The 24,478-nt window shown below is 71.3% G+C and carries 19 protein-coding genes; 11 read left to right on the forward strand and 8 right to left on the reverse strand.

Translation table 11 applies throughout. The features are described 5' to 3' along the window. The first annotated feature begins 2 nt into the window (after positions 1-2). Positions 3-560, forward strand: a complete 558-nt coding sequence (pyrE, locus tag B124_RS26500; RefSeq protein ID WP_496505476.1) for an orotate phosphoribosyltransferase — start codon at positions 3-5, stop codon at positions 558-560. Between the two features lie 220 nt (positions 561-780). Further along, the gene (gene fbaA / locus B124_RS26505) at positions 781-1,803 is read left to right on the forward strand and encodes a class II fructose-bisphosphate aldolase (RefSeq protein WP_496505477.1); all 1,023 of its coding nucleotides are present in this window, start codon (positions 781-783) and stop codon (positions 1,801-1,803) included. 98 nt (positions 1,804-1,901) lie between these two features. Here fbaA and B124_RS26510 read toward each other — a convergent pair whose 3' ends face one another. Then, entirely contained in the window at positions 1,902-2,321 is a 420-nt protein-coding gene (locus B124_RS26510; protein ID WP_496505478.1) for a DUF3151 domain-containing protein, read from the reverse strand. A gap of 158 nt (positions 2,322-2,479) precedes the next feature. Between B124_RS26510 and B124_RS26515 the strand changes: the two genes are divergently transcribed. The 4 genes from B124_RS26515 to B124_RS26530 all read left to right on the forward strand — a co-directional run bounded on the left by B124_RS26515 (position 2,480) and on the right by B124_RS26530 (position 7,415). Next, the gene (locus B124_RS26515) at positions 2,480-3,892 is read left to right on the forward strand and encodes a recombinase family protein (protein ID WP_496505479.1); all 1,413 of its coding nucleotides are present in this window, start codon (positions 2,480-2,482) and stop codon (positions 3,890-3,892) included. A gap of 233 nt (positions 3,893-4,125) precedes the next feature. Beyond that, complete coding sequence (locus tag B124_RS26520; protein ID WP_496505480.1) at positions 4,126-5,040, forward strand: tryptophan 2,3-dioxygenase family protein; 915 nt, start codon at positions 4,126-4,128, stop codon at positions 5,038-5,040. After that, on the forward strand, positions 5,033-6,493 hold the full coding sequence (kynU, locus tag B124_RS26525; RefSeq protein WP_496505481.1) for a kynureninase: 1,461 nt from the start codon (positions 5,033-5,035) through the stop codon (positions 6,491-6,493). Before B124_RS26520 ends, kynU begins: the two co-directional genes overlap by 8 nt. Continuing rightward, positions 6,480-7,415, forward strand: a complete 936-nt coding sequence (locus B124_RS26530) for an alpha/beta fold hydrolase (protein WP_496505482.1) — start codon at positions 6,480-6,482, stop codon at positions 7,413-7,415. Before kynU ends, B124_RS26530 begins: the two co-directional genes overlap by 14 nt. A gap of 218 nt (positions 7,416-7,633) precedes the next feature. Here B124_RS26530 and B124_RS26535 read toward each other — a convergent pair whose 3' ends face one another. Together B124_RS26535 and clpB are read right to left on the reverse strand one after the other, a co-directional pair. Next, positions 7,634-8,221, reverse strand: coding sequence for a type III secretion system chaperone family protein (locus B124_RS26535; protein WP_496505483.1), 588 nt, complete (start codon positions 8,219-8,221; stop codon positions 7,634-7,636). A 192-nt stretch (positions 8,222-8,413) separates the two neighbouring features. Next, positions 8,414-11,020, reverse strand: coding sequence for an ATP-dependent chaperone ClpB (clpB, locus tag B124_RS26540; protein ID WP_496505484.1), 2,607 nt, complete (start codon positions 11,018-11,020; stop codon positions 8,414-8,416). A gap of 856 nt (positions 11,021-11,876) precedes the next feature. Between clpB and B124_RS26545 the strand changes: the two genes are divergently transcribed. The 4 genes from B124_RS26545 (at position 11,877) to B124_RS26560 (ending at position 15,897) form a co-directional block, all read left to right on the forward strand. Beyond that, entirely contained in the window at positions 11,877-12,878 is a 1,002-nt protein-coding gene (locus B124_RS26545) for a hypothetical protein (RefSeq protein WP_496505485.1), read from the forward strand. A gap of 6 nt (positions 12,879-12,884) precedes the next feature. After that, positions 12,885-13,850 carry a helix-turn-helix transcriptional regulator gene (locus B124_RS26550; RefSeq protein WP_496505486.1) on the forward strand — a complete coding sequence of 322 codons (966 nt, stop codon included), beginning with the start codon at positions 12,885-12,887 and terminating at the stop codon, positions 13,848-13,850. Between the two features lie 121 nt (positions 13,851-13,971). Beyond that, entirely contained in the window at positions 13,972-14,937 is a 966-nt protein-coding gene (locus B124_RS26555) for a helix-turn-helix transcriptional regulator (RefSeq protein WP_496505487.1), read from the forward strand. A gap of 3 nt (positions 14,938-14,940) precedes the next feature. Next, the gene (locus B124_RS26560) at positions 14,941-15,897 is read left to right on the forward strand and encodes a helix-turn-helix transcriptional regulator (protein WP_496505488.1); all 957 of its coding nucleotides are present in this window, start codon (positions 14,941-14,943) and stop codon (positions 15,895-15,897) included. Positions 15,898-16,069: 172 nt separating this feature from the next. On the opposite strand, the gene B124_RS26565 is transcribed toward B124_RS26560, so the two are convergent. Next, on the reverse strand, positions 16,070-16,387 hold the full coding sequence (locus tag B124_RS26565) for a helix-turn-helix domain-containing protein (RefSeq protein WP_496505489.1): 318 nt from the start codon (positions 16,385-16,387) through the stop codon (positions 16,070-16,072). Between the two features lie 218 nt (positions 16,388-16,605). On the opposite strand from B124_RS26565, the gene B124_RS26570 reads away from it, so the two are divergent. After that, positions 16,606-19,845, forward strand: a complete 3,240-nt coding sequence (locus B124_RS26570; RefSeq protein WP_496505490.1) for an NACHT domain-containing protein — start codon at positions 16,606-16,608, stop codon at positions 19,843-19,845. Positions 19,846-19,867: 22 nt separating this feature from the next. Here the strand turns inward: B124_RS26570 and B124_RS26575 are convergent, their stop codons facing one another. Genes B124_RS26575 through dnaK form a run of 4 tightly spaced genes read right to left on the reverse strand, consistent with a single transcriptional unit; the run spans position 19,868 to position 24,218 of the window. Then, on the reverse strand, positions 19,868-20,335 hold the full coding sequence (locus tag B124_RS26575; protein WP_496505491.1) for a heat shock protein transcriptional repressor HspR: 468 nt from the start codon (positions 20,333-20,335) through the stop codon (positions 19,868-19,870). Positions 20,336-20,340: 5 nt separating this feature from the next. Beyond that, positions 20,341-21,537, reverse strand: coding sequence for a molecular chaperone DnaJ (dnaJ, locus tag B124_RS26580; RefSeq protein ID WP_496505492.1), 1,197 nt, complete (start codon positions 21,535-21,537; stop codon positions 20,341-20,343). A gap of 42 nt (positions 21,538-21,579) precedes the next feature. Further along, a complete protein-coding gene (grpE, locus tag B124_RS26585) occupies positions 21,580-22,356 on the reverse strand; it encodes a nucleotide exchange factor GrpE (protein ID WP_496505493.1) in 777 nt (258 codons plus the stop codon). Continuing rightward, on the reverse strand, positions 22,353-24,218 hold the full coding sequence (gene dnaK / locus B124_RS26590) for a molecular chaperone DnaK (RefSeq protein ID WP_496505494.1): 1,866 nt from the start codon (positions 24,216-24,218) through the stop codon (positions 22,353-22,355). Before dnaK ends, grpE begins: the two co-directional genes overlap by 4 nt. Positions 24,219-24,478: the final 260 nt, after the last annotated feature.

Consider the following 24,478-nt stretch of genomic DNA (forward strand, 5'->3'; position numbering starts at 1 on the left):
CCATGAGCGACGCACACGCCGACCTGCTGGGTCAGATCAAGGACAAGGCCGTCGTGCACGGCAAGGTGACCCTCTCTTCCGGCATCGAGGCCGACTACTACCTCGACCTGCGCCGGATCACCCTCGACGGCGCCGCCGCGCCGCTCGTCGGCCGCGTCATGCTCGACCTCGCCAAGGACCTCGGCTACGACGCCGTCGGCGGCCTCACCCTCGGCGCCGACCCCATCGCGGACGCGATGCTGCACGTCTCCGCCGCCGCGGGCGATCGCGCGCGCCCGCTCGACGCCTTCGTCGTCCGCAAGGCGAGCAAGACGCACGGCATGCAGCGCCGCATCGAGGGCCCGGACATCGCGGGCCGCCGGGTGCTGATCGTCGAGGACACCTCGACGACGGGGGGTTCGGCGCTGACGGCCGTGGAGGCGGCGCGTGAGGCCGGCGCGGAGGTGGTCGCCGTCGCCACCATCGTGGACCGCGACACGGGTGCGGCGGAGCGGGTGCGCGACACGGCGGGCGTGCCGTATCTGTACGCCTACGGGCTCGCCGACCTGGGCCTCGGCTGAGCCGTACGGCAAGGTCCTGCCAGTCACCCGGGTGGGCGGCACGGGGTTATCCACAGGGTCGGGAAGCGCGGACGCACATCTGGGAGGATGGGGGCACTCCAGGGGCGCCACGGCAACGGAGCCGGCCGCACTCGTACACGCATGCAGGACAACCCCGTATGCGGGACAACCCTGTATGCAGGACAACGCAGACACCCGCACGTCTCCAAGGAGCGGACAGATGCCCATCGCAACCCCCGAGGTCTACAACGAGATGCTGGACCGGGCGAAGGCAGGCAAGTTCGCCTACCCGGCCATCAACGTCACCTCGTCGCAGACCCTGCACGCCGCGCTGCGCGGCTTCGCCGAGGCCGAGAGCGACGGGATCGTCCAGATCTCCACGGGCGGCGCCGAGTTCCTGGGCGGGCAGCACAGCAAGGACATGGTCACGGGCGCGGTCGCCCTCGCCGAGTACGCGGCGATCGTCGCCAGGAAGTACCCGGTCAATGTCGCCCTGCACACCGACCACTGCCCCAAGGACAAGCTCGACGGGTACGTGCGCCCGCTGCTCGCCGCCTCCGAGGAGCGCGTCGCCCGCGGGGAGAACCCGCTGTTCCAGTCGCATATGTGGGACGGCTCCGCCGAGACCCTCGCGGACAACCTGGCCATCGCGCAGGAGCTGCTGCCCCGCGCCGCCGCCGCGAAGATCATCCTGGAGGTCGAGATCACCCCGACCGGCGGCGAGGAGGACGGCGTCACCCACGAGATCAACGACGAGCTGTACACGACCGTGGACGACGCGCTGCGCACGGCCGAGGCCCTGGGCCTCGGCGAGCAGGGGCGCTACCTGCTGGCGGCCTCCTTCGGCAACGTGCACGGGGTCTACAAGCCGGGGAACGTCGTGCTCCGGCCCGAGCTGCTGAAGGACCTCCAGGAGGGCGTCGGCGCGAAGTACGGCAAGCAGAGCCCGTTCGACTTCGTCTTCCACGGCGGCTCCGGCTCCTCCGAGGAGGAGATCGCCACCGCGCTGGAGAACGGCGTGGTCAAGATGAACATCGACACGGACACGCAGTACGCCTTCACCCGCCCCATCGCGGCGCACATGTTCCAGAACTACGACGGCGTGCTCAAGGTCGACGGCGAGGTGGGCAACAAGAAGGCGTACGACCCGCGCTCCTGGGGCAAGCTCGCCGAGGCGTCGATGGCCGAGCGGGTACGGACCGCGTGCGCGCACCTGCGCTCGACGGGCACGAAGCTGAAGTAACGCCGCGCGGACACCGCCCCGGGCGGGCCGCGGTCCCGGCCGGGGCCCGGCCGCGGGAGCCTCGGCCGGGGCGTGTCCGTGAGATGACGAGTGTGTCCTTACCGCTTCAGCTCGGCGTACGCCTCTGCGCTGCTGTCCTTGAGGAACTGCCAGCAGCGCTCCGTCTCTTCCTTCTCGTTGATCGCGCCGGCGGCACGCGCGAGCGCGGCGAGGCAGCGCAGGAATCCGCGATTGGCCCGGTGGCTCCAAGGGATATGGCCATGTCCCCTCCACCCGGCCCGGCGCAGAGCGTCAAGTCCCCGGTGGTAGCCGGTACGGGCGTACGCGTAGGACTCCACCACGCGCCCACCCTCGAAGGCGTCATCGGCGAGCATCGCCCAAGCGAGCGAGAACGTGGGGTGCTGGGCCGCGACCTCGGCCGGCGGCAGGGACTCCTCGCCGAGGAGGCGGTACGCCTCCTCGTTCTCCGGCAGGTGAGTCGGCTCGGGGCCGCCGAGCAGGTTCTTGTGCGTCGTCATGCCGCCAGTCTGCCACTTGCGATCAGGCGTTCGGGATGGCCTTGCCGGGATTCGGCCGCGGTCCGGACGGGTGTGAGAATGGCGGTTGATGTAATCGACTGCCCTATGCGACGATCCGGCACATGGCAACACCACGGGGATCCTCCGGAGCTATACAGGTGGGCATCTACACCCGGATCAGCAAGGACGACGAGGCTGAGGGTCTGGGCGTCGCACGGCAGGAGCAGGACTGCCGACTGCACTGCGCTGCCAGAGGGTGGGAGGTCGCCAAGGTCTACGAGGACAACGACCTCTCCGCGTACAAGCGCAGGACGGTACGCCCAGAGTTCCGGCACATGCTGGAGGACCTCAAGGCTGCTCGGATCGACGGAGTCGTCGCCTGGGACATCGATCGCTTCACGCGCCAGCCGCGGGAGCTCGAAGCCTGGATCGACGAGTACGAGAACGCCGAGCGCCGCAGGCGCCACCTCGTCTTCGACTCCGTGTCTGCGTCGGACATCGACCTCGCCACGGAGAACGGCCGCTTCATCGCGCGCATCAAGGTCACCATCGCCAACAAGGCGTCGGCGGACACCTCAAGACGCACGAAGCGCAAGCATGCGGAACTCGCCGCACAGGGCAGGCTCCCCGGTGGCCGGGCGCCGTACGGCTGGAATCGCGAGGACCGCCGGACACTGGTGCCGGAAGAGGCCGAGCATCTCCGGAAGGCTGTGAAGGACTTCCTGGACGGCATCCGGTGGGCCTCGATCGCGCGCGAGTGGCGGGACAAGGGCATCAGGTCGCACACCGGTGGCATCTTCGACGACTCCAAGATCAAGCGGATGCTGGTGAATCCGCGGATCTGTGGCTACCGGATGCACCAGGGCGAGCTGTTTCTGGACGAGAGCGGCGATCCCGTCGTCGGCGAGTGGGAACCCATCGTCACCCCCGACGAGTGGTACCTGCTCACCGAGAAGATCCGGCGGGAGGCGGAGGGGCGTGCGGTACGGGACAACGCCACCAAGTACCTGTTGTCGGGCATCGCCCGGTGCGGAAGATGCGGGACGAAGATGCGGGCCTTCCCGTCATACCGGAAGTCGAGGACATCTTCGCAGTTCAGGTATGCGTGCCCCGGTAAGAACGACGGAGGGTGCGGGGGAGTGGCCAGGACGGGCGAACCGGTCGACCACCTCATCAGGAATGCTGTGTTCCGCAGCTCGGACAAGGCCATAGCGAACGTGCGCGAGCGTGCTCCGGAATGGGCGAAGGAGGAGCAACTTGCCTCCCTGGAGAGGGACATGGCCGAGTTCACGCAGGCTTGGCAGGAGAAGCGGCTGTCAGCCGCACGCTACATCGCACTCACCGAGGAGCTGGAGAAGCAGATCACGGAGCTGCACCGGGAGCGTGTCCTGCATCGCGCAGAGATCACGACCTTCGACGCCGGCCCCATCGACATACGGAAACACTGGGAGAAGTTGACGATCGAGCAACAGCGGGCGGCTGTGCTCAAGGTGTTCCGCGCGGTCATCGTCAAGCCTGCGTCCAATGGGCCGATCTTCGATCCGGCGGACATCGAGCCGGTGCTGCGGTAAGGCCGTCCGCGCCGGGCCGGCGGACATCCGACCGGGGTCGGCGAGGGCCGCCGCGGGACAGGACGCGGGCCCGGCCCGGCCGGACCGGCTGTCTTGCCTCCCGCCGCCGTGCCGCGGATGATGCGAAGTGGGTACGGCGCACCGGATGCCGCCGCACCCGAGGGGACCGGGGCCCTGTTGCCGGCAGGAAGGGGCGGACCGCTACCCGGTGGCTCTTGTGTGGGAGACAGCTCATGGACAGCCGTGCTCACGACCCCCTGCCCGCGGACACCGAGGGGCACCAGCCCCCGGCCCACCAGCCCGGCGGGCACCACCCCGGCGGCCCTCAGCCGGACGGGGACCAGCCCCCGAACCTCGACTTCCGGGGCACCACTCCCTACGAGGACTACGTCCAGGCGGACGTCCTCACCCATCTGCAGCACCCGCTCTCGGAAGACCCCGGCGAGCTGGCCTTCCTGGTGACCACGCAGGTCATGGAGCTGTGGTTCACCGTCGTCGTGCACGAGTGGGAGACCGCGGCCGAGGCGCTGCGCCGCGACGACCTGCCGGTGGCGCTGGCGGCGCTGCGGCGCAGCACGTACGAGCTGCGCTCGCTGAACGCCTCCTGGGAGCCGCTGGCGCGGCTCACGCCCCAGCAGTTCAACGCCTTCCGCAACGCGCTCGGCGAGGGCTCCGGCTTCCAGTCGGCGATGTACCGGCGGATGGAGTTCCTGCTCGGCGAGAAGTCCGCGTCGATGCTCGTACCGCACCGCGGTGCCCCGCGGGTCCACGACGAGCTGGAGAAGCAACTCGGCGAGCCCAGCCTCTACGACGAGGTGCTGCGCTACCTGGACGCCAAGGGGTACCCGCTGTCGGCCGCCGTCCTGGACCGTGACCCGGCGCGGCGGTACGAGCCGCACCCAGAGGTGGAGGCCGCGTGGGCGGCCGTCTACGCCGGGCCGCGGGACTCCGAGCTGATCGGGCTCGGCGAGGTGCTGACGGACATCGCCGAGCTGGTGTGGCGCTGGCGCAACGACCACTTGGTGGCCACCCGCCGCGCGATGGGCGGCAAGGTCGGCACGGGCGGCTCGGCGGGGGTGGCGTGGCTGGAGAAGCGCGCGACCAAGCAGGTTTTCCCCGAGCTGTGGACGGCGCGGAGCCATGTCTGAGGCGCACGGCCCCGGCGAGCCGGGGCCGGCCGGGGCGGCGCGGGCCGGCGGCTCAGCGGCACGGGCCGACGGCGAGGCAGCACGGGTCGACGGCCGGGTGGCACGGGCCGACGGCGAGGCGGCCGGTCTGAACTGGAGCGCGGCGCTGGCGAAGCGGGCGGCGGAGCTGGACCTGGCGGACCCCCTGCGGGCGAAGCGGACGGAGTTCGTCCTGGACGACGCGGCCCGCCGAGGGCCGACGCCACCCGGCGCCCCGTCCGCTGCCTCGTCCGCTGCCCCGTCCACCGCCACGTCCAACGGCCCGTCCACCGCCACCTCCGACACCCCGCCGGTCGTCTACCTCGACGGCAACTCCCTCGGCGCCCTGCCCGCCGCCGTCCCGGCCCGGGTCGGCGACGTGGTGGTCCGGGAGTGGGGGCAACTGCGGATCCGGTCGTGGACGGAGTCCGGCTGGTGGACCGCGCCCGAGCGGATCGGCGACCGGATCGCGCCGCTGCTGGGCGCCGCCCCGGGGCAGGTGGTCGTCGGCGACTCCACCAGCGTCAACGTCCTCAAGGCCGTCGTCGCCGGGGTGCGCATCGCGCAGTCCGGCGCGGGGGCGGCCCGCGACGAGGTGCTGGTCGACGCGACGACGTTCCCCACCGACGGCTACGTCGCCGAGTCCGCCGCCCGGCTGACCGGCTGTGCGCTACGGGCCGTGGAGCCGCACGAGATCGCCGCCACCGCCGGCCCGCGGACCGCGCTCGCGCTGGTCAACCACGTCGACTACCGCACCGGCCGGCTCCACGACCTGCCCGGCACCACCGCCGCCCTGCACGCCGTGGGCGCGCTCGCCGTGTGGGACCTGTGCCACAGCGCCGGCGCCCTGCCGGTCGGGCTCGACGTGCACGGGGTGGATCTGGCGGTGGGGTGCACGTACAAGTTCCTCAACGGCGGCCCGGGCGCGCCCGCGTACCTCTACGTACGCCGCGGGCTCCAGCCCCGCTTCGACTCCCCGCTGCCCGGCTGGAACTCGCACGCCGACCCCTTCGCCATGGCCGCCGGCTACCACCCGGCGGACGGCGCCGTGCGCGGGCGCGTCGGGACGCCGGACATCCTGTCGATGCTGGCGCTGGAGGCGGCGCTCGGGGTCTGGGACGGCGTGGCGATCGAGGCGGTGCGGGAGAAGAGCCTGGCGCTGTCGGACTTCTTCCTGGAGTGCGTCGCGGCCCTCCCTGCCGGGCCGTCGCTCACCCCGCTGACCCCGCTGCCGCACGCCGAGCGCGGCAGCCAGGTCTCGCTGCGCTGCGCCGGGGCGGAGGAGGTGATGGGCGAGCTGATCGCACGCGGCGTGGTCGGCGACTTCCGGCCGCCGGATGTGCTCCGTTTCGGCGTGACACCGCTGTATACCTCGTTCTCGGACATATACCGCGCTGCCGGAGTGCTGGGAGAGGTGCTGGATGACCGCCGTTGACGAACGGGACGACGAGGCCCGCACGCTGTTCGCCCTGAAGCACGTCGCGCCGACGCGCACGCTGGCGTACGGGGACCACCCGTCGCAGATCGTCGACCTGTACGGGGACGAGTCGGCCCGCCCGGTCGTGGCCCTGCTCCACGGCGGCTTCTGGCGGGAACGCTACGACCGCACCTACCTGTCCCCGCTGGCGGCGGCGCTGGCGGCGGACCTGGACCGGTGCGTGGCGCTGGTCGAGTACCGCCGGGTGGGCTCACGGGCCCCCGGCGGTGCCGGGCCGGGCGCGCAGGGGGAGCCGGCGGGTGCCGCGGACGGCGGGGCAACCGCGGGCGCCGCGGACGGCCGCACAACCGCGGGCGCCGGGGATGGCGGCCCAGCCACGGGCGCCACGGCCGGCGGGGCAACCGCGGGCGCCGCTGTCAGCGGGGCAACCGCGGGCGCGGACGGCGGCGGTGGCTTCCCCGCGACGTTCGACGACCTGCCGCCGGCGCTCGCCGCGCTGCCCGGCGCCGGGCCCGTGGTACTCGTCGGGCACTCCGCGGGCGGCCACCTCGCGCTCTGGGCCGCCTCGCGGTGCCCCACGGCCGTCTCCCGCGTCGTCGGCGTCGCCGCCGTCGCGGACCTGGCCCGCGCCCACGACCTGGGCCTCAGCGACGGCGCCGTCGCCGAACTCCTCGGCGGCGCCGGGCGCGTGGCGGAGCGGCTCGACGAGACGGACCCGATGCGGATGCCGGCACCGGCGGCCCCGGTCGTACTGCTCCACGGCGAGGCCGACGCCGACGTACCGGTGGAGCTGTCCCGCCGCTACGCCCACGCCGTGGGGGCGCAGCTACGGGAGCTGCCCGGCACCGGCCACTACGCGCCCGTCACCCCGGGCACCCGGGCGTACGAGGCGCTGCGCGCCGCACTGACGGACACCTGACCGGCCGCACGGCAGAGCCCGGCAGCGCACGGCGGGGCACGGCACGGCCACCCGGGGCCGCCGCCCCGGACCGCCGCCCCGGAACGCCGCCCCGGAACGCCGCCCCGGACCACCGGCCCTGAACCACCGGCCCTGAACCACCGGCCCCCGGAACCACCGGCCCCCGGAACCGCAGGCCCTCGGACCGCCAGCCCCCGGACAGCCGTCCGGCCCTGCGCTCAGCTCTCCTTCGGCCCCGCGCCGTCCGGCCCGTCCAGGTCCTCCGGCCCGCCCGCGTCCCCGCCCTCATCCGGGCCGTCGCTGTCCAGCTCCTGCTGAAGCCCCAGCGTCTCCACGAGCCACTTGTCGAACTCGATCGACGCCCGCACCCAGCTCACGGTGCTCGACACGAAGTGCTCCAGCGCCACGCCCGTGCCGATCAGCATCTGCGCCTCGCCGATCAGCCGGACGGAGCCGTCGTCATGCGTGTGCGTGTAGACCTTCGGCCACAGGGTGCGGCGGTTCCAGTCGTCGATGGCCTCCAGCAGCTCCGGCTTGTCGTCCAGCGAGTGCTGCCGGTCGTAGAAGGTCCGCACGGAGTAGAGCTGCTGCTCTCCCTCGCCGCGGAACATGAAGTACGTACGGAAGTGCTCCCACGGCGCCGCGAGGTCCCCCTCCTCGTCGACGACGTACTTCAGCTCCATCTGCTCCAGAAGCTGTTTGACCAGATCCTGGTCAGGCACGATGGGCCCCTGCGGGCCGCCGCTGCCGCGGGATTCGGGCTGCTGGCCCCCGAAGTTCGGAATCGAGGACGGGTCGATGCTCACGTGGGGTTCCCTTCGAACGGTTCCCGCCCATCCTCCCCCACCGGGGGCCCGTGCCCGCAACCCGGCGACGACACCCTGTGGATAACCCGCTACGGCCGAACGTCTCCGCCCGGCGCGGGCACCAGCACGGACCCGGGCACAGGCACGGCGGCGCCCGCGGGCCGGCCGCAGGCGCCGGCCCCGCCGGCCGCCCTACTGCGCCGCGCCGACCAGCAACTGGTTCCCGAACACGTCCACCCGCACCGTGTCCCCGTCGCGCACCTCGCCCGCCAGGATCTCCTTCGCGAGCTGGTCGCCGATCGCCGTCTGCACCAGCCGCCGCAGTGGCCGCGCCCCGTAGCTGAGGTCGGGCTCCGGCTCGTCCTCCGGGATGCCGAGGCGCGCGAGCCAGTCCAGGGCCGCGTCGCTGACCTCCAGGGTGAGCCGCCGTTCGGTGAGCCGTTCCTGCAGATGGGCGATCTGGAGGGCGGCGATGCGCCTGAGCTGGTCGCCGCCGAGGGCGTTGAAGACGACGAGGTCGTCGAGCCGGTTGAGGAACTCGGGCCGGAAGACCTTCCGCACCGTCTCCAGCACCCCTTCCCGCTTCTGCTCGTCCTTGATCATCGGGTCGACGAGGAAGGTGGAGCCGAGGTTGGAGGTGAGGATGAGGATGGTGTTGCGGAAGTCGACGGTACGGCCCTGGCCGTCCGTCAGCCGCCCGTCGTCCAGCACCTGCAGCAGGATGTCGAAGACCTCGTTGTGCGCCTTCTCCATCTCGTCCAGCAGGATCACCGAGTACGGGCGCCGCCGTACGGCCTCCGTGAGCTGACCGCCCTCCTCGTACCCGACGTACCCCGGGGGCGCGCCGACGAGGCGGGAGACGGAGTGCTTCTCGCCGTACTCGCTCATGTCGATGCGGACCATGGCCCGCTCGTCGTCGAAGAGGAAGTCGGCCAGCGCCTTGGCCAGCTCGGTCTTGCCGACGCCGGTGGGGCCGAGGAAGAGGAAGGAACCCGTCGGCCGGTTGGGGTCGGCGATGCCGGCACGGCTGCGGCGCACGGCGTCGGAGACGGCCCGTACCGCCTCGTCCTGGCCGATGAGGCGCCTGCCCAGCTCCTCCTCCATGCGCAGCAGCTTCTGCGTCTCGCCCTCCAGCAGCCGGCCCGCGGGGATGCCGGTCCAGGAGGAGATGACGTCGGCGATGTCGTCGGAGCCGACCTCCTCCTTGACCATCGTGTCCCGCTTGACCTCCTCCTCGGCGGCGGACGCCTCCTCCAGCTCGCGTTCGAGGGCGGGCAGTTCGCCGTGGCGGAGCTTGGAGGCCGTGGCGAGGTCGTTGTCCAGCCGGGCGCGCTCGAAGGCGCCGCGCAGTTCGTCCAGCCGCTCCTTCAGCTCGCCGACCCGGTTGAGGCCCTGCTTCTCCTTCGCCCAGCGGGCGGTGAGGCCGCGCAGCTCCTCCTCCTTGTCGGCGAGGTCGCGCTGCAGCCGCTCCAGGCGCTCGCGGGAGGCGACGTCGGACTCGTTCTTCAGCGCCAGCTCCTCCATGCGGAGCCGGTCGACGGCGCGCTGGAGTTCGTCGATCTCGGTGGGCGAGGAGTCGATCTCCATGCGGAGCCGGGAGGCGGCCTCGTCGACGAGGTCGATGGCCTTGTCGGGGAGGAAGCGGGAGGTGATGTACCGGTCGGAGAGGGTGGCGGCGCCGACGAGCGCGGAGTCGGCGATGGCGACCTTGTGGTGTGCCTCGTAGCGCCCCTTGAGGCCGCGGAGGATGGCGATGGTGTCCTCGACGGTGGGCTCGGCGACAAGTACCTGCTGGAACCGGCGCTCCAGGGCGGCGTCCTTCTCGATCCGCTCGCGGTACTCGTCGAGGGTCGTCGCGCCGACCATGCGCAGCTCGCCGCGGGCGAGCATGGGCTTGAGCATGTTGCCGGCGTCCATGGCGGACTCGCCGCCCGCGCCGGCGCCGACGACGGTGTGCAGCTCGTCGATGAACGTGATGACCTGGCCCTCGCTCTCCCGGATCTCGGCGAGCACGGTCTTCAGCCGCTCCTCGAACTCGCCCCGGTACTTAGCCCCGGCGACCATGGCACCGAGATCGAGCGCGACGAGCCGCTTGTTCTTCAGGCTCTCCGGTACGTCACCCTTCACGATCCGCTGCGCGAGCCCCTCGACGACGGCGGTCTTGCCGACGCCGGGCTCGCCGATGAGGACGGGGTTGTTCTTCGTCCGCCGGGAGAGCACCTGCACGACGCGGCGGATCTCCTGGTCGCGCCCGATGACGGGGTCGAGCTTGCCGTCGCGGGCGGCGGCGGTGAGATCGGTGCCGAACTTGCCGAGGGCCTGGTACGTGCTCTCGGGGTTCTTGGTGGTCACGCGCCGGTCGCCGCGGATCTTCTCGAACGCCTGCACAAGCGCCCTGGCGTTGGCGCCCTGCTTCTTCAGCAGCTCCTTGGCCGGCCCGCCCTCGGCGGCGACCCCGATGAGCAGATGCTCGGTCGACACGTACTGATCGCCGAGCTTCTTCGCCCGCCCGGCGGCGTCACGCAGGACGGCCAGCAGGTCCCGGTCGGCCTGCGGCGGCGACACGGTGGCCCCCTGCACGCTGGGCAACCCGCCGAGCAGCGCCTCGGCCCCGGACCGTACGGCGGCCTGGTCGGCGTCGACGGCAACCAGCAGGTCCTGGAGGTTCTCGTTGTCCTCCACTTCGAGCAGGGCGAGCAGCAGGTGCACGGGGGTGATGTCCGGGTTCCCGCCGGACACCGCACGGCCGTTGGCACCGGCGATCGCTTCCTGGCTCTTGTTGGTCAGCTCCGCGTCCACTGCTGTGTGCTCCTCCTTGCCGGGGTGCCGGTCGTGGGGCGAGCCCCGGCCCGCACTCGGCGTGCCTGAGGCTCCGTAAGCTAAGTTGAGTCTACTCCACTCAACCTCAACTCAGCACCGACCACCGACGACCGCGACGCGGCCGTCACCCCTCAGCATGCGCGTCCGCACACGCAAAAGCGGTGCCATCGCGGGGTTGCGTCCGCGATGGCACCGCTGGTGTGCCCTCGGGCGATCTGGACACGGGGGATACCGCCCGATCAGGCACAGTGGGGGGTGATGCTCTCGCTATTTGGTACACCGTCGGCTGCCACGGGAACGTGATCCTCCTCGCCAAGATTGACGAAGATCACGCCGCAGCGCACCACGCAGCGTACATAGCACCCTGACCTCCGGCGGAAGGCCCGGACGCTCCCACCCCGGTCACGGAGGATGGTGATCGGCTCACCCAGCAGGGCTACCGTCATCCTGTCCCCGGGGTGGGGAACCGCCGTAGCGAGATCGATGGAGAGCCACTGGTTCTCCATCTTTCGGCGGTCGTCTGAAGTCATCCCTTCACCTTGTGTCTAAGTCATCTACGTCCAAACAGGGTCCTGCTGAACAAGGACTGTTGCCGCCTCAGCAGATACACCGTCCCAATGGGGGTCGTTGTCTTCGACGCCCTGCTGCAATCCGGCCGCACCACCGATCGCAACCGCTGCGACCAGGGCAACAGCCCATGTAACGAGCTTCTTTCCCATGGGGAGTCCCGGCCTCTTCTCTGCTTCCCTCTGAAGAAGGTGCCCTACCAACAGGTCAGACACCACCTCCGCACTGCATCATGTTCCTGAATCACATCTTCCTGTGGGACGGAAAAATGGTGAGAAAGAGTGACCAACCCGGGCATTCGCACGGATACGCAGACCTGTGCGAAGCAGGCGCGGAGCTGTACTCCCGAGCCCTGCGTACTGGGCGCGTCTCCCGGGAAGAGGCTGACGGCGCACCGTGCCTGATCGACTTGACGCTTCTCCACCCTGACCTGGACGACCCCCGGTGGCTGCGCCCCGTCCCCCCCTCCACCGTGCTGGCGCAGCTCGAACACCCCCTGGAGCGGGAGATCCTCGAGCGCCGGGAGCAGACCCTGGCCCTTTCGGACGCGTTCGCCCCGTTCCTTGCGATAAGCGAGCAACGCCCCTCAACCACCGGTGCGATGACCGAACTGCACGGGGTGAGCAACATCGACGCCACCATCGTCCAGGCGACGGCCGGCTGCGAGAAGGAGCTGCTCACGGTACAGCCCGGAGGCGGTCGCACTCCGGAGGTGCTGAGCACCGCGATAGCCCGGGTCCGTCCGCTGGTGGAGCGCGGGGTACGGGTGCGCAGCCTGTACCAGCACACGGCTCGGCACAGCTATGGCCTCCTCGCGTACCAGGAACGCATCGGCGAGGAACACATGGAGTTGCGCACCCTCGAAGAACTCGTCGACCGGCTGATCATCATCGACCGGAAGGTGGCGTTCATTCCCGCGCAGCGGGAGCGCCCCGTGATGTACAACCGGCACGTTGCTCTGGAGATCCGCATCCCCGGCCTGGTCGAGTATCTCGCGGGCGTCTTCGACCACCTCTGGCAGAGCGCCACCCCACTCGACGAGGAGGTGCACTACACTCCGCCGGAGCAGGACGGAATCACCGGCGTGCAGCGAAGCATCGCCAAGCTCCTCGTCGAGGGGCACGTAGACGAGGTCATCGCCGACCGGCTCGGCATGAACGTCCGCACGTGCCGCGCCCACATCGCCAAGCTCGCCACCATCCTCGGCAGCAACGGCCGCGCCCAACTCGGCTACCTCATCGCCCGCTCGGACATCCTCGACCGGGACTGACCCTCCATGGCCAACAACGGACACCCGCACGGGCCAGCCGAGCCGTGCCCCGCCAGCCGGGATCTGTACGCCACGGCGGTACGAGACGGCGGCATCTCCCGAGCGGCCGTGGCCGACGCCCCGTGTCTGATCGACCTGGCTCTGCTGATACCCGATCACGACGACGACGAGCGGCTGCTCCCCGTACCCGCGCAGCACGCCCTGGCCGCCCTGCTCCAGAAACTCGAACAGGAAATCCGCGACCGACAGCGCCAGGCGGTGCACCTCGCACGGGCCTTCACCCGGTTCACCGACATCAGCGCCGAGCCGTCCCATGACGCCCCGGTCACCGTGCTGGAGGGCATCGGCACGATCAACGTGGCACTGGACCGGGCGGTGACCGACTGCGCCGAAGAACTGCTGACGGTACAGCCGGAAGCTGCTCGCGGCTCACGCGCCCTGGGCGAGGCGCTGCGCCGCGTGCGCCCTCTCATCGACCGGGGCGTCATCATGCGCACGCTCTACCAGCACACGGCCAGGGAGGCTCCGCTCACGCAGGCGTACCTGCGGTTCGTCGGGCCACACCGGGTGAGGGTTCGGACCCTCGAAGAGATCATCGAACGGTTGATCATCATCGACCGGAAGATCGCCTACATCCCCGCCCGTCCGGACCGGCAAGTCGCCCTGGAGGTACGGCATCCCGGGTTGGTCGGCTACCTTGCCGATACTTTCGACCAGTTCTGGCAGCTCGCTACCCCCATCGAGCAAGCGGCCTACGCCGCGCCGCCCCCGGAAGGCATCAGCGGTGTGCAGCGAAGCATCGCCCGGCTCCTCGTCGAGGGCCATCTCGACGAGGCCATCGCCCGCCGCCTCGGCATCAGTGTCCGTACCTGCCGCGCACACACCGCCCGACTGGCCGCCCTGCTCGGCAGTAACAGCCGCGCCCAACTGGGCTACCACATTGCCCGCTCGGGCCTCCTTGAAGAGTCGTGACGGGATGGCGCGCGCCTCATACGGAGCCTGGGAGCGGCACAAGTGCCGCCGAATCGGTGTCCTGGTTCCAAGAACTCATAGCCCCGGCAACCGCTCCAGTCACTCAAGGAGACCCGGCACCATGGAGCACCCCCACCCGGAAACCGCCCTCTGTGACGTGGGCAGAAAGCTCTACACCGCCGCGTTACGCACCGGCATGCTCTCCCGCGAGGCCACCGGCGCCGCACCGTGCCTGATCGACACCGGCCTCCTGCGTCGCGACGCGGGCAACTCGCGCTGGCTCGTGCCCGCACCGCCGTCCGAGGCCGTCGCCGGCCTCGTCCGCCCGCTGGAGCGGGAGCTGTCCGAGTACCGGCGGTTCGCCGCTGCTCTCGCGGGCACCGTCGAGCAGCTCACCACGCTCACCCCGGAAGAGACGGCTCCGTCCCTGTTCACCCTCTGGGAGGGCAAGGAGCAGATCGAAGCCGCGTTGCTGCGCGCTCTCGACGACGGCACCGAGGAGTTCCTCGCGATCCAGCCCGCCAGCGGCCGGACCAACAGGACCCCGGAGAAGATCCGCGCGACCGCCCAGCGGGTCCGGGAGCTGCACGAACGCGGCATCGCCCAGCGGACGCTGTACCAGCACACCTATCGGCACCATCCCGCCACGCTCGCGTACCTCGACGTCCTCAAGGACACCGGCCTCGAAGTGCGCACCATGGAGGAGACCGCGGAGAGACTCCTCATCGTCGACCGCGCAGTCGCGTTCGTACCCACGCAGCCCGACCGCGAGACGGCGCTGGAGATCCGGCACCCCGGCATGGTCTGGTATCTGGTCAGCGTCTTCGAGCAGTTCTGGCAGCTCGCTGTTCCCTGGGAAAGCCAAATCCCGCACCGGGACACCCCGACGGGCATCACGGGGGTCCAGCAGAAGATCGCGCAGCTTCTCGTCGAAGGCCACCTCGACGAGGCCATCGCCCGCCGCCTCGGCATGAACGTCCGCACCTGCCGCGCCCACGTCGCCAAACTCTCCACAGCCCTCGGCAGCGACAGCCGCACCCAACTCGGCTACCTCATCGCCCGCTCCGGCATGCTTGAGGGGGTGTGAACCGTGGGTCACCTCACCCATTCCGCCTCGCACATCTGTGAGACGGGCCGGAAGCTCTACGCCAAGGCCCTGCACTCCGGTCGCCTCGCGGCATCGGTGAGTGAGGCGGCACCCTGCCTTGTTGAATCCGGCCTCCTCCGCCACGGCGACGACGGTGACTGGCTGGTTCCGGTGCCGCCGACGGAGGCCATGGAGCACCTCTTCGCCCTCGTGGAGTCGGAAGTGAGCGGCTACCGCGACCTCGCCCTCAGCATCGCCGGCACCCTCGGCCGGCCCGCGCCGTCCCGCGCGGGTGCGGCGGCGGAACCCGCGATCACGATCTGGGAGGGAAAGGAGCGGATCGACGCCGAGTTGGTACGCGCCCTGGAGGAGTGCACCGACGAGTTGCTCACCGCCCAGCCCATGGGGCGCCGCGCGGCGTGGGTCTACAAAGCGGCTGTCGAACGCGTGCTTCCGCTGGCTGAACGGAGAGTCCGCATCCGCAGCCTGTACAGCCACACCGCCCGGCACACCCCGGAAGCGGTGCAATACCTGGCACAGGTGCAGCACACGGGCCTGGAAATACGCACTCTCGAAGAGAACGTCGAGAGGGCGATCATCATCGACCGGGAAGTCGCCTTCATACCCGCGCAGGCCGACCGCACGGTGGCCATCGAAGTCCGTCACCGCGGCGTGGCCTGGTATCTCGCCGCCACCTTCGACCACTTATGGCGCATCGCCACCCCCTGGGGCGAGGACATCGAGTGCCAGCGAACGGCGGAGGGGATCACGGGTGTCCAGCTGAAGATCGCCCGGCTTCTCGTCGAAGGCCACCTCGACGAGGCCATCGCCCGCCGCCTCGGCATGAACGTCCGCACCTGCCGCGCCCACGTCGCCAAACTCTCCACAGCCCTCGGCAGCGACAGCCGCACCCAGCTCGGCTACCTGCTCGCGCGGTCCGGCATGCTCGACGAGGGCTGACGGGCGGCGGCGCGGCCACGAGCGGGGCCCGAGGGGGACGGAGACGCTGGTGCGTATGAGGCCGGGAAGCGAACGCACCAGCGCTCCGTCCCGGGGGGGTGCCGTCCGCGCCGCCCGCGTACGACGGCGGCAGATCGCAGCCACGACACCCCGGAGGGAACTGGCCCTCACATCATTCACGAACGTGGTGACCCCGGCTATTGCCTCTTGCGGCATCCCGGTCCGTGCCCGCCGCAGCCGGCCGCAGCGCCCGCCGGTTGCGGTCGCCGACCAGGGCGGCCTGGACGCGCGACTCCACGCCCAGCTTGCGGCTGATGCTCGTCAGATGGGCGCGGACCGTACGTTCCGCCACCCCTAGCTGCGACGCCAGTTGCCGGTTGGACGGACCGTCGGCGAGCAGCAGGAGCACCTGGCGTTCCCGATCGGAGAGCAGCGCGAGACCCGCAGAGTGAGCCTGCCGCGCCGTGTTGCCCGAACCGTGAGACCTCACTCTACGAACTCCCGGACCACCTGGGCCGTACGTGACTACGTGCGGCGACCTCTCCCCCGTCCGTAAGAGAACATTGGCCTACCGTCCGTACCGACTCCACCCGAACTCAGCCTCATCTTCCGGAAATTCCTCATGATGAGGGTGCGCATACCGGCATCAACCGGGCCTTCGGCGAACACCGCGGGTGACGTACCGCCACCCGCTATATCGTCAGCCGCATGGAACCCGCAGCCGTCGGCATCAGGCTCGCGTCCGCCGTCGTCGCGCCCCTCGTCCGGCGGCTGTTCCGCAGCGAGGGCCCCGGCGCCGGGCTGGCGGGCCGGCCGGTGCGGATGGCGGCGCTGGTGTCGTTCCGCGGCGAGCAGCGGGAGTTGGACGAGGCGGGCCTGCGCAAGCTCGCCGACGCCCTCGTACGGCGCGCCCTTCCCGGCGGCGGACGTGCAGCCGGTGAACCGCCCGTCCCCGCCGACGAGGCACCCGCCGTCGCCGGCGCCCTCGCCCGCAGCCTCGCCGCACTCGGCGACCTCGACCTCGACGACGTACAGGCCGTCCAGCTCGGCCCCGAAGCCCTCGCCCGCCGACTGCGGCACGCCGCGGCCCGCAGCGGGGGCGGCGATCCCGTACGCGAACTGTCCGCCGACGCCGCCTACTTCCACGACGCCCTCCTCGGCACCGCCTGCCTGCACATCCTGCACTTCTTCAGCCAGCGCTCCACCTTTGTCGCCCGCACCCTCGTCGAGCAGTCCCGCCGCCAGGCCGACCAGATCGCCCGCCTCGACGCCCTCATCGCCCGCACGCCCCTCCCCGAGGCCCGGGACGCGGCCTTCGAGCGCGTGTACTTCGCGTACGTCGCCAAGAAGCACGGCAGGCTCACCATCTACGGCATGGACCTCGCCGACTCGCCCGCGAAGTGGCCGCTGGACGTCGCCTATCTGCGTCTGGAAGCGTCCGGGTCGTCGTACGAGCCGCTCCCCTACGCCGACATCGGAGGCGACTTCGGTGTCGTCACCGAGGGCGGCCCCCTCCCCGACCCCGCCATCCCCGCCGACCAGGCCCTCGCCACCCACGAGCGCGTCCTGCTGCGCGGCGCCGCCGGCTCCGGCAAGACCACCCTCGTGCAGTGGCTCGCTCTCTCCGCCACCCGAGCCGACACCGGCGCTGAGCACACCATGGACTACCTCGCCGGCCGCGTCCCCTTCGTCCTGCCGCTGCGCACCCTCACCCGGCACGGCCAACGCCTCCCCGCCCCCCGCGACTTCCTCTCCGCCACCGGCAGCCCCCTCGCCGGCGCCCAGCCCAACGGCTGGGAGCACCGCGTGCTCACCGCCGGCCGCGGCCTGCTCCTCGTCGACGGCATCGACGAGGTCCCCCGCGACGAGCGCGACCGCGCCCGCCGCTGGCTCGCCGACCTCATCGACGCCTTCCCCGGCAACCGCTGGCTCGTCACCTCCCGCCCCTCCGCCGTCGGCGCGGACTGGCTCGCCGCCGAGGGCTTCACCGAGCTGGCGCTGGCCCCCATGCGCCCCGCCGACCTCGCCCGCTTCATCGCCCGCTGGCACGCCGCCGTACGCACCGGCGCCCCCGCGGCGGACGAGGCGCAGCTCACGGCGTACGAAGAGCAGCTCACCGCCGCCGTACGGCACACCTCAGACCTCAGCCGGCTGGCCACCAACCCGCTCATGTGCGGCCTGATGTGCGCCCTGAACCGCGCCCGCCGCGGCTACCTCCCGCGCGGGCGCAAGGAGCTGTACGAGGCCGCCCTGTCGATGCTGCTCACCCGCCGCGACCGCGAACGCGACATGGCCGTCCCCGACCTGCGTGAGGAGCCCCAGCTCCAGGTGCTGCAACGGCTCGCGTACTGGCTGATCCGCAACGGCCGCACGGAGCTGGACCGCACCCGCGCCGAAAGCATCGTCGCCGCCGCCCTGCCCGCAGTCCCGGAGGTAGCCGCCCTCGGCGACGCGGCGGCCGTACTGGAGCACTTCCGCGACCGCAGCGGCCTGCTCCGCGAACCGGGCCCGGGCGCCGTCGACTTCGTCCACCGCACGTTCCAGGACTACCTGGGCGCCCGCGCGGCGGTGGAGGAGGGCGACATCGGCGTGCTGGCTACACACGCGGCGGACGACCAGTGGGAGGACGTCATCCGCATGGCGGTGGCGCAGGCCCGCCCGCGGGAGCGCGAGGAGATCCTGCGGGAGCTGCTGACGGCGGCCCAGACGCGGGAGGGGGTGGAGGGGGTACGCATCCGCCTGCTGGCCGCGGCGTGCCTGGAACACGCGGCGGAGTTGGCGCCGGCGGTACGGGAGGCGGTGGAGCGGGAGACGCGGGCGCTGATACCACCGAGGACGTCCATGGAGGCGCGGGCGCTGGGCGCGGCGGGGCCGCTGGTGCTGGACCTGCTGCCCGGCCCCGAGGAGACAGACGTACCGGATCTCGTCGCCGTCGCCGCGAGCCATGTGGACTCGGACCGTGCCACCGCGTTCCTCGCCCGCTACGCCACCCACCCTTCGCTCTCAGTGCGCCGGCAACTCGCCTGGGCCTGGCAGCGTTTCGACACCGAGGAGTACGCCGACGAGGTCATCGCCCGGCTCGATCCGGAGGGGCTGTACTTCACCGTCACCTCCGACGCCGAGCTAGAGGCCCTGCGCAGACTCGGAGGCCGCCCGATGGTCGACGTACGCGGCGGCCCACTCGACCCCTTCGAGCTGCGCGAAGTGCTCGCCACGTTCCGGCTCACCAAGCTGATTATCCGCAACCAGCACGCCCTGGGAGACCTGGACTTCCTGCGCGACCAGCATGAGCTGCGTGACCTGCGGCTCACCGAGTGCCTCGGCCTGCAGTACGCCTCGGCCCTCGCCGGCCTGCCGCTACGCACTCTCATCCTGGACGGGGTACCGGGGCTCGCGGACGGCGCCCCCGGGCTTCTCCACGCACTGCCGCGGCTGGAAGTCCTTTCCCTGTCGCCGGACCGGACCCGCCTGCTCGATCTCGACGCGCTGCCCCCGCTGCTGGAGCTGGAGGTTCTCAACCTGCTGACCGCCCGCACCTCCGGGCTGCGCCCCCTGGCCAGGCACCCCCAGCTAGCCAACCTCTATCTCGGTTGGCGGCACGACGCCGCCGCGGACGACTGGCCGGCGCTGGCCGCGCTGCCCAGGCTCGACGCGCTGCGGTCCCGGCCCGACCTGCTGGCCGTCGCGCCCGCCGACGCCGCGCTGCCGGGCGTCGGGTTCCTCGGCCTGATCGACGACCGGCCGGCCGGCGAATACGACCTGGCCCGGCTCCCGCAGCTCTTCCCCCGGCTCGACCGCCTCGTACTCGACCTGCCCTCGGACAGCCCGCTCGACCTCTCCCCGCTCGCCGGACTCGACCTACTGGAGCAGGTCTCCCTGCGGCCGAACATGCGAAACCTCCACGCCGGGCTCCCGCCCCACGTGGAGGTCACGTACCTCGCCGACTGAGCCGCAGGCCCAGCCCAGCCCCTCAGCCCCGCTTCTTCTTCGGCTTCCACACCACCAGCGCACTCGTCTGCTGCACCTGCTGATACGGCACCAGATCCCGCCGGTACGACGCATGCACCTGCGCCTCCCGCTGCGCCATCGCCGACGCCGCGCCGTCCACCGCGTCCGTCAGCTCCGCCACCTTCGCCTGCAGCGCCGCGACCTGCGTCTCCAGCTCGATGATCCGCTTGATACCGGCCAGGTTGATGCCCTCGTCCTGGCTCAGCGCCTGCACCTGCCGCAGCAGCGCGATGTCCCGCGCCGAGTACCGCCGGCCGCGCCCGGCCGCGCGGTCCGGGGAGACCAGGCCGAGGCGGTCGTACTGGCGGAGGGTCTGCGGGTGCAGGCCCGAGAGTTCGGCGGCTACGGAGATGACGTAGACCGGCGTCTCCTCGGTCAGCTCGTACGGATTGCGCCCGCGGGCGCCGCGTCCGCCGTTTGTGCCGTTCATCGTCGTCAAGCTCCCTTCGCGGCCTTGAACAGCTCCGCGCGCGGGTTCTCGCCCGCGGTCGCCTCCCGGTACGACTCCAGCGACTCGCGCGCGGTGCCGTCCGTCTCCTTCGGCACCGCCACCTCGACGGTGACGAGCAGGTCCCCGCGCGTGCCGTCCTTGCGGACGGCGCCCTTGCCGCGGGCGCGCATCGTACGTCCGTTGGGCGTGCCCGGGGGCAGCTTCAGGGTGACCGGCGGGCCGCCGAGCGTGGGCACCGTGATGTCCGCGCCGAGGGCCGCCTCCGGGAACGAGACGGGGACGGTCACCAGCAGGTTGTCGCCCTTGCGGCCGAAGACGGGGTGGCCGTCCACGTGCACGACGACGTACAGGTCGCCGCCGGGGCCGCCGCGTTCGCCCGGGCCGCCCTTGCCGCGCAACCGTATCCGCTGCCCGTCCTGCACCCCCGCGGGGATGCGGACCTGCATCGTGCGGGACGACTTGGCCCGGCCGCTGCCCTTGCAGACGTCGCAGGGGTCCTGGGCGATGAGCCCGCGGCCCTTGCAGTCCACGCACGGGTCGGTCAGCGAGAAGCCGCCACCGCCGCCGCGGGAGACCTGGCCGGTGCCCACGCAGGTCGGGCAGACCCGCGGGGAGCCGTTCTTGTCGCCCGTGCCGGCGCACGTCTTGCAGGGGGCCGACGAGGACATCCGCAGCGGGACCGTGGCGCCCTCGATGGCCTCCGTGAAGCTGAGCGTGACCTCCGACTCGATGTCCTGGCCGCGGCGCGGCTGCGTACGCCCGCCGCCGCGGTTGAACAGCCCGCCGAAGACGTCGCCGAGGCCGCCGCCGAAGCCGCCGGAGGTGGTGGTCTGCCCGCCGCCGCCGCCGGCGCCGCCCGGGCCCGAGCCCCCGAAGAGGTCGCCGAGGTCGAAGTTGAACGAGCCGCCGCCGCCCGCGCCGGGGCCCGGGCGGAAGCCGCCGTTGCCGAAGAGGGTGCGCGCCTCGTCGTACTCCTTGCGCCGCTGGGGGTCGCCGAGCACGTCGTTGGCCTCGGAGACCTCCTTGAAGCGCTCCTCGGCCGCGGCGTCGCCCTTGTTGGCATCCGGGTGGTACTGCCGGGCCAGCTTGCGGTACGCCTTCTTGATCTCGGCCTCGGTGGCGTCCTTCGGGACGCCGAGAACCTTGTAGTAGTCCTTCTCGATGAAGTCCTTGGTGCTCATTCCCGGCGTCCCTCCTCTCGTCCCTCGGCGGCTGCTACGGCGTCACCCCTCGTCCGGGCCACCGCTGTCCGTCTCCCCCCTGCCGGACTCGCCCTGGGCGGGTCCGGCAGCGTCCGGCCCCGCGGCGTCCGCGGCACCGGCGGACTCCGGTCCGCCGTCCTCCGCATCGGCCTGCTTGCCGTCCGCCTTCTCGCCCTCCGCGCCCTGCGACGCCGAGGCTCCCGGCTGCGGTTCCGCCACGGCGACCCGCGCGGGGCGGATCGTACGCTCGCCGATCCGATACCCAGGCTGGAGAATCTGCACGCACGTCGTCTCGGTCACATCCGGCGAGTAGCTGTGCATCAGCGCCTCGTGGATCAGCGGGTCGAAGGGCTCGCCCTCCTTGCCGAACTGCATCAGGCCCATCTTGGCCACGACGTTCTCCAGCGACTCGGCGACCGACTTGAAGCCGCCGACCAGCTCGTCGTGGTCCCGGGCCCGGCCGATGTCGTCGAGCACCGGCAGCAGCTCGGTGAGCAGGTTCGCGTTCGCGATCTCCTTGACCGTGACCCGGTCCCGCTCCACCCGCCGGCGGTAGTTCTGGTACTCCGCCTGCAGCCGCTGCAGGTCCTTCGTCCGCTCGTCGAGCGCCCTGCGGGCCTCGTCCAGACGGCCCGAAAGGGGGCTCGCGTCCCCACTCCCGGCGGGGGCACCCGGCCCGGCTCCCCCGGCGCGCCGTGCGCCGGCGGGTCCGTCCGGGCCGCCCTGCTGTGCCTCCGCTGTCTTCGCGTCGGTGGGGACGTCGGGCTTCTCCTCGAAGCCCGGGGTCTCCTCCGTCACGCCGCACCGTCCTTGGGCTTGTCGTCGTCCACGATCTCGGCGTCGACGACGTCGTCGTCGGCGCCGGCGGGCGCGCCCTGCTGCGCCTGCTGCGCGCCTTCGCCGCCGGGTGCCGCGCCGCCGGACGGCTGGGCGTCGGCGTAGAGCGCCTGGCCGAGCTTCTGGCTGGTGGCGGCGGCCTTCTCGGTCGCCTCGCGGATCGCCGCGGCGTCCTCGCCCTTCAGCGCCTCCTTGAGGTCGGCGACCGCGGCCTCGACCTCGGACTTCACGTCGCCGGGCACCTTGTCCTCGTTGTCCTGGAGGAACTTCTCGGTGGTGTAGACGACCTGCTCGCCCTGGTTGCGGGTCTCGGCCGCCTCGCGGCGCTTGTGGTCCTCCTCCGCGTACTGCTCGGCGTCGCGCATCATGCGCTCGATGTCGTCCTTCGGCAGCGCGGAGCCGCCGGTGACGGTCATCTTCTGCTCCTTGCCCGTGCCGAGGTCCTTCGCGGCGACGTGCATGATGCCGTTGGCGTCGATGTCGAAGGTGACCTCGATCTGCGGCACGTTCCGCGGGGCCGGCGGCAGGCCGGTCAGCTCGAACATGCCGAGCTTCTTGTTGTACGCGGCGATCTCGCGCTCGCCCTGGAAGACCTGGATCTGCACCGACGGCTGGTTGTCCTCGGCGGTGGTGAAGGTCTCGGAGCGCTTCGTCGGGATCGTGGTGTTGCGCTCGATGAGCTTGGTCATGATGCCGCCCTTGGTCTCGATGCCGAGGGACAGCGGGGTGACGTCGAGCAGCAGGACGTCCTTGACCTCGCCCTTGAGCACGCCGGCCTGGAGGGCGGCGCCGACGGCGACGACCTCGTCCGGGTTGACGCCCTTGTTGGCCTCCTTGCCGCTGGTCAGCTCCTTGACCAGCTCGGCGACCGCGGGCATGCGGGTGGAGCCGCCGACGAGGACGACGTGGTCGATCTCGCCCAGCTCGATGCGGGCGTCCTTGATGACGTTGTGGAACGGCGTCTTGCAGCGCTCCAGCAGGTCCTGGGTGAGCTGCTGGAACTGCGCCCGGGTCAGCTTCTCGTCCAGGTGCAGCGGGCCCTCGGCGGACGCGGTGATGTACGGCAGGTTGATCGTCGTCTCGGAGGACGAGGACAGCTCGATCTTCGCCTTCTCGGCGGCCTCGCGGAGCCGCTGGAGCGCCATCTTGTCCTTGGACAGGTCGACGCCGTGGCCGTTCTGGAACTGCTTGACCAGGTAGTCGACGACGCGCTGGTCCCAGTCGTCACCACCGAGGTGGTTGTCGCCGTTGGTGGCCCGGACCTCCACGACGCCCTCGCCGATCTCCAGCAGCGAGACGTCGAAGGTGCCGCCGCCGAGGTCGAAGACCAGGATGGTCTGGTCTTCCTTCTCCATGCCGTAGGCGAGGGCGGCGGCGGTCGGCTCGTTGACGATGCGCAGGACGTTCAGGCCGGCGATCTCGCCGGCCTCCTTGGTCGCCTGGCGCTCGGAGTCGTTGAAGTACGCGGGGACGGTGATGACCGCGTCGGTCACCTTCTCGCCCAGGTACGCCTCGGCGTCCCGCTTCAGCTTCTGCAGGATGAACGCGGAGATCTGCTGGGGGGTGAACTCCTTCTCGTCGATCGGCTGCTTCCAGTCGGTGCCCATGTGGCGCTTGACCGACCGGATGGTCCGCTCGACGTTGGTGACCGCCTGGCGCTTGGCGACCTCGCCGACGAGCACCTCGCCGTTCTTGGCGAAGGCGACGACGGACGGCGTGGTCCTGGCGCCCTCGGCGTTGGTGATGACGCTGGGTTCACCGCCCTCGAGAACACTGACGACAGAGTTCGTCGTGCCCAGGTCGATGCCGACCGCACGTGCCATGTTGTCTATCCTCCGGACTCAGATGCTCTGCCTTGAGCTGGTCAGGCTCAAGAGTGCCATGCCGACCAGTCCCGGCGCAATTCACCTGAGTCAGCATGACTCAAGTTTTGTGCGTCAATGCAGGTGAGGACGGGTTTTCAGGCTGCGGACCGGACTGGGGGCCGCACCGGGGGCCGGGCGCCGCGGCGCCGCCGGGAGCGCGACGCACATCACCGGCCGGGCGGCTTCAGAGGGCCGGGGAAAGGCGGGTACGCTCAGGC

The organism is Streptomyces sp. CNP082, assembly GCF_059570535.1.

Coding starts and splice junctions, on each gene's coding strand:
- B124_RS26510 (WP_496505478.1), bottom strand. CDS start 2,321: ATGACGACGCACAAGAACCTGCTCGGCGGCCCCGAGCCGACTCACCTG.
- B124_RS26520 (WP_496505480.1), top strand. CDS start 4,126: ATGGACAGCCGTGCTCACGACCCCCTGCCCGCGGACACCGAGGGGCAC.
- pyrE (WP_496505476.1), top strand. CDS start 3: ATGAGCGACGCACACGCCGACCTGCTGGGTCAGATCAAGGACAAGGCC.
- B124_RS26550 (WP_496505486.1), top strand. CDS start 12,885: ATGGCCAACAACGGACACCCGCACGGGCCAGCCGAGCCGTGCCCCGCC.
- B124_RS26570 (WP_496505490.1), top strand. CDS start 16,606: ATGGAACCCGCAGCCGTCGGCATCAGGCTCGCGTCCGCCGTCGTCGCG.
- dnaJ (WP_496505492.1), bottom strand. CDS start 21,537: ATGAGCACCAAGGACTTCATCGAGAAGGACTACTACAAGGTTCTCGGC.
- B124_RS26530 (WP_496505482.1), top strand. CDS start 6,480: ATGACCGCCGTTGACGAACGGGACGACGAGGCCCGCACGCTGTTCGCC.
- B124_RS26575 (WP_496505491.1), bottom strand. CDS start 20,335: ATGAACGGCACAAACGGCGGACGCGGCGCCCGCGGGCGCAATCCGTAC.
- B124_RS26555 (WP_496505487.1), top strand. CDS start 13,972: ATGGAGCACCCCCACCCGGAAACCGCCCTCTGTGACGTGGGCAGAAAG.
- kynU (WP_496505481.1), top strand. CDS start 5,033: ATGTCTGAGGCGCACGGCCCCGGCGAGCCGGGGCCGGCCGGGGCGGCG.
- fbaA (WP_496505477.1), top strand. CDS start 781: ATGCCCATCGCAACCCCCGAGGTCTACAACGAGATGCTGGACCGGGCG.
- B124_RS26545 (WP_496505485.1), top strand. CDS start 11,877: ATGGTGAGAAAGAGTGACCAACCCGGGCATTCGCACGGATACGCAGAC.
- dnaK (WP_496505494.1), bottom strand. CDS start 24,218: ATGGCACGTGCGGTCGGCATCGACCTGGGCACGACGAACTCTGTCGTC.